This is a genomic window from Streptomyces sp. NPDC059455, from assembly GCF_042750115.1.
GTDB lineage: Bacteria > Actinomycetota > Actinomycetes > Streptomycetales > Streptomycetaceae > Streptomyces > Streptomyces endocoffeicus.
In genome coordinates, this window is sequence record NZ_JBHYVB010000409.1 from 1 (window position 1) to 4,207 (window position 4,207).

Sequence of the window (4,207 nt, forward strand, 5' to 3'; positions counted from 1 at the left end):
CCGGGTCCTCACGAGCCGTGCCTGTCAGGGACGTGGCCCGAGGGGACCCGGGAACACCAGCCTATCCGGCTCCACACCCCGCAGCTGCCGCGAACGCTCCCGAGCCATCGCAGCCATAACCAGAAGTCACCCGATCGGGGTGGCTCTCAATCTCGATGCCGATCATGGACTTGTGTCGCCTCCATCCCCAGGGCTTCGGCGAAGTCGCGTTACGCCTGGTTCGTGATCACTTGAGGCCGAGGAGTGCGAGGGGGCGACGGGGATCGCGGGCGTTGTGGCGGAGGCCGGCCGCGATGTTCTTTGCTCCGGCGGCCCGGAGGGCTCCGATGGCGAGGTTGCGCCAAGTGGCCATCGCGCGGGGCGCGTTGCCGGTCCGTACTTGCGAGGCGTCCTCGGCGAAGGTGGTGTCGCGGACGTGGTGCAGGGCCTCGATCGTCCAGTGGTCGCGGACGAGTCGGGCCAGCTGAGACGGGGTGGCCTGCTCGGCGGTCAGGCTGGTGACGGCGTAGACCGTCTTGACGGTGGTCTTGCCGGTCTTGCGGTCGGTGCGGCGGCGCTTGATCTGGACGCCCTGGCGGGCTCCGGGGAAGAGGAGGTTGTTCACCGTGGCGACCTTGATCCGGCGGATCTCCGAGCGTCCGTGGCCGACGTCCTTGGTGCGGCCCTGAAGCGGGATGTCCTTCCAGGGAAGGGACTTGAGCTGTCTGCGGAGCTTCTTCTGGTTGCCCTTGACGACCACGATGTAGTGCGCTGCGCGGCCGAGGAGGTAGTCAGCGTGCTCGCGCTGTGTGTGCATGGCGTCGCTGGTGACCACGACGCCGGCCAGGTCAGCGACGGTGTCCAGCAGTGGCTGGAAGCAGGTGATCTCGTTGGTCTTCTCGCCGACATCCAGCTGGGCAAGGACCAGGCCGGTGGTGTGCTCCAGCGCGGCGAGCAGATGGATCTTCCAGTCCTTCGCCCTGGCCGCGCCGCGCAGGCTCTTGCCGTCCGCGGCCAGGCCGCGTAGCCCGGCGGCCTCAGTCGTCTCCGGCCGGCGATCCGCGAGCCAGCTCCCGACGGCTCGGTCCAGCGCGTCGCCGTCGATGCGGGCCAGCAGCCGGCGGACCGTGGTCTCGGCGGGCAGGACCCGTTTGGGCAGAAGCGGATCGGGGAGGGCGCCGACCTGTTCCAGCACATACTCCGGGGCATCGGCGATCCCCTCACCGACCGCCAGCAGCGAGGTCGCTCCGGCCAGCACCGCGCACGCGGTCAGCGCGAGCACGACGGCCAGGCGGTGGCGCACCCCGCGGGGATCACGCGGGTCCGGCACCTTGGCCAGCCGCTCCAGCAGGCCCGGTACCTCCTCGGGCCCGACCTGCGGATTCTCGCGCAGTTGGTCAAGGGCAGGCGGGATCGGCGATGATGCGTCGGCAGGCACGGTCTTCCACTTGGATCACGGAGCGTAGAGAACTCCATGATCTTGGAACCGTGCCTGTCACGTTCCGAGAGCGCCGCTGAGCCAGCAAATCCCCACGAACCGGGCGTCACGTGACTACGCCGAAGCCCTGGTCCGGTGGTCCTGACGGTGTACGCGAGATTATATGAGTTACTGCTCGCATATTCCGCTGCCGCGGTGAATGGGAAGATAGTGGAAGGGAAATGCTGGACTTTCGAGCAGGAGGTTCGCCATGTCCTGTCCGCCGCCGGTTGATGCGCGTAAAGCGCTGGATTTTCTCAGGAGTAGTGGTCTGGTCGATCTGAGTGTTCCCCTGGAGCGCGTGGTTGGCCAGGTCAGCCAGCTGGACGACGTCGCAGGCTACGTGTTGGCCTGGGAACGCTACGTCCTGGTCGTCGCCAACGAAGTAGCGGACGCCGCCACGCCCGCAGACAACTGACCCACTGGAACTGGACAAGGTGACTGCCGGGAGGATCGATGGTGGAAACGGAAGAACCCGGCGGCCGGTCATCTCGAAGGCGCGCGGTGGAAGACCAGGCCGTTGCCTGGCTCGCTGCGCGCCGGGACCTGCTGGACCCCCGCCACGCTAAGCCGGATTGTGTGCTGTTCACTCGCAAAGCGCTGATCGAGACGGCTTTTCTAGTCGGGTTACGCGCCCGGCTTGATGACGCGCCGCTCGACGGTGATTATGCCGCCATTCTCGAGCAGGTTGCGAATATTGCCAGTCAGCCTTCGTACCGGGAAATGATTGCGCGGGACGAACAGGCTCTTTTGCTGTACGCGGGAACGTACGCCGCACTACGGCTCTGCGGCCGGGAAGACACCGAGTTTCGGCGCATCATCCAGCAAGCTGTGGACGGCGGGTACGCGGCATCGTTCGAACGGGTTCCCTACCGGCAACTGGACCTGCTCCACACCCTGTACCTGTGCGGGATCGAACACGACCTGCCGCCTATGGACACGGTTCTGCCATTCACCCTCCTGCGCCAGAACCCGAACGTCCTCAAGCTGGCCGACCCCGACATCTACGCCATCACCCACACCCTCTTCTACGCCACCGACTTCGGCCAGCGTAAGCCGGTATGGCCCCGCGGCTACAGCCCCGGCAGAGCTGTCGAGCTCCTCGAAGCACTCCTCGTCCTGTGTGAAGCCCGCGGCAACGCCGACCTCGTCGGGGAACTGCTGTGCTGCCTGTACTGCCTCGGTATCACCGACTCTGAAGCGGCAGACCGGGCCTGGGCCTTCCTGGAAACGGTCCAGGAAGACAACGGACGCGTCAACGGCCCCGAAGGCATCATCCACCCCGGCCTCGACAACGGGAACGCGGACTTCCGGCACTGGGCAGAGGGCTACCACACCACCATCGTCACCGCCCTCGCCGGCCTCCTGGCGCGAAGCCCCCGCCGCCTCACCGGACCACGCCCGAATCTCCGGGCTACAGACGTGCCCCTGGGGGCGCCCCTGCGGCGGGCGGTGGTGTGGCTGTGCGACCACAGCATGATGCAGGACCCGCGCGTGGGGCTCGCCGGAGTCACAGCCGCCGCCATCGGGGCCGCCGCCATCCAGCAACGCCACCTCGCCCGACCAGCCCTCGAACACTACGCAGTACACCTCGCCGACGCGGACCCGGATCTCTGGCAGGAACAGGGCATGGAAGTGGCGGGAGAGTTCGCCCTGGCCCTGCGCGCATCGGGAGCCAGTTGCCCCTCCCTGGAACGCTTCCTCAAGACCACAGCCGGCGTGGTCGGCTCACTGGACAGAATTCCTGCCGACCTTGCCTACGGTGTGCACCGACTGATCAGCCTCGGCCTCCTCCCCCCGTCAACCACCGCAGCCATCCCCCGGCAATCCACGCCACACGAGCAACGTGCCTACCTCCTGCAGGCCGCTGTCTGCCTGCGCGAGGCCAGCGACACCTACCACCTCGGCCGCCTCTCCGGCACCATCCGTACCCTGGCCCAGACCGGGTGGGGCCAGCACCGCATCACCCAGGACGCCATCGCCTTCCTCACCGCCCAACAGACCACCACCGGAGCATTCGGCTACCCCGCCAGCGACGACCCGACCACACGGCAGCAGGCCCAGTACTCCTGGACCCGAAGCGCAGTAACCGCCCTCGCCACAGCCAGCAAGCAGGCCTCACTCACTGCCGGAAGAACAGCAGTGCAAGGGAATGGCCCTGGATCCGAACGGCAGCCTCAGTGATACGTGATCTGACGGGGCTCCGGACGGGGGCCGGGGGGCCTGCCGGTATCGCTCCAGGAGTGCGCGTTAAGGAAGTCGTTCAGGGGCGGCTCGTCAGCACTCAACATGACCGCGACGCTACCGACCCACTCACTGCCACCGCGTCGTTTCCCCGAGATCAGCCCAGATCAGACCGTGATCATTCTTTAGCGCTCAATCCATCAGCATTACCGGCGTGACCCGGTACTCGAGGCAGACGTGCAGCAGGTTCACCACCACTGCGCCACCAGTAGCCCGTCACCGGCTGGGCATTTGTCCAATCCGAATCGGCAAGGTCGGCGATCCGGCTGTTCGACGACGCCGGGCCTTGGCCCAAGGCCGGGTAGTTAACGTATTTCTGCTGGTGGCAAGGGGGTTCGGTGTCGGGATAGGAACGCGGGCAACGGGGCTGCGTTGGTCAGGTAGTCCGCCAAGACTTCCGGCCGTTGAGGAACCCCGTTGCCCACGCGTCATTGTGCCCTGCCACCCGGTCCGGCGAGGGTCACCCGTGAGTTCACCGTGGCCGAGGGCCGGTTCGCGCCCGGTCAT

Annotated in this window: 3 protein-coding genes; 2 read left to right on the forward strand and 1 reads right to left on the reverse strand. The window is 66.9% G+C overall.

Translation table 11 applies throughout. The features are described from left to right. Window positions 1–226: 226 nt before the first annotated feature. Complete coding sequence (locus ACFXB5_RS52870; RefSeq protein ID WP_385223109.1) at window positions 227–1,417, reverse strand: ISAs1 family transposase; 1,191 nt, start codon at window positions 1,415–1,417, stop codon at window positions 227–229. A gap of 250 nt (window positions 1,418–1,667) precedes the next feature. Here ACFXB5_RS52870 and ACFXB5_RS52875 point away from each other — a divergent pair, with 250 nt between their 5' ends. Together ACFXB5_RS52875 and ACFXB5_RS52880 are read left to right on the forward strand one after the other, a co-directional pair. After that, window positions 1,668–1,874, forward strand: coding sequence for a hypothetical protein (locus tag ACFXB5_RS52875; protein ID WP_037965755.1), 207 nt, complete (start codon window positions 1,668–1,670; stop codon window positions 1,872–1,874). Window positions 1,875–1,912: 38 nt separating this feature from the next. Next, window positions 1,913–3,640, forward strand: a complete 1,728-nt coding sequence (locus tag ACFXB5_RS52880; protein WP_385223111.1) for a DUF6895 family protein — start codon at window positions 1,913–1,915, stop codon at window positions 3,638–3,640. Window positions 3,641–4,207 lie beyond the last annotated feature (567 nt).

Coding starts and splice junctions, on each gene's coding strand:
- ACFXB5_RS52880 (WP_385223111.1), top strand. CDS start 1,913: ATGGTGGAAACGGAAGAACCCGGCGGCCGGTCATCTCGAAGGCGCGCG.
- ACFXB5_RS52875 (WP_037965755.1), top strand. CDS start 1,668: ATGTCCTGTCCGCCGCCGGTTGATGCGCGTAAAGCGCTGGATTTTCTC.